This is a genomic window from Paenibacillus zanthoxyli JH29 (genome assembly GCF_000520715.1).
Lineage (GTDB): Bacteria > Bacillota > Bacilli > Paenibacillales > Paenibacillaceae > Paenibacillus_AQ > Paenibacillus_AQ zanthoxyli.
The window spans coordinates 1-340 of sequence record NZ_ASSD01000387.1 but is presented as its reverse complement, the minus strand read 5'-3'; the positions used below and the strand labels follow the sequence as shown (position 1 = coordinate 340).

The following is a 340-nucleotide window of genomic DNA, read 5'->3' as shown; positions in this document are numbered from 1 at the left end:
ACGGCGGTGGCTGCCGGCTGTTTATTTCCCGGAAAATAGTGAAAGCTTGCTTGCCGGAGGTTAATCCTTCAGATAGCTCCTCCCATTAAGCAGCGAAAAATTAAACCTCGTAGCTAAGAAGGGATACGACTTCCACATCCTGAAGCTTCTTACGTCCTTCCAGCAGTTCCAGTTCGATTAAAAATGCCGCTCCGACTACATTGCCGCCCAATTGGCGGACAAGGTTAACCGCAGTAGAAATCGTGCCTCCGGTTGCCAGCAGGTCATCGGCAATCAGGACATTTTGACCGGGCAGAACCGAATCGGTATGTACTGCAAGAGAGTCTTTTCCATATTCGAG

The 340-nt window shown here is 49.7% G+C and carries 1 protein-coding gene; it reads right to left on the bottom strand.

Features of this window, described 5'->3' with window-relative positions:
• Positions 1-100: 100 nt before the first annotated feature.
• The coding region (locus tag L691_RS0114425; protein ID WP_025691198.1) for a phosphoribosyltransferase family protein at positions 101-340 on the bottom strand (240 nt) is incomplete at its 5' end.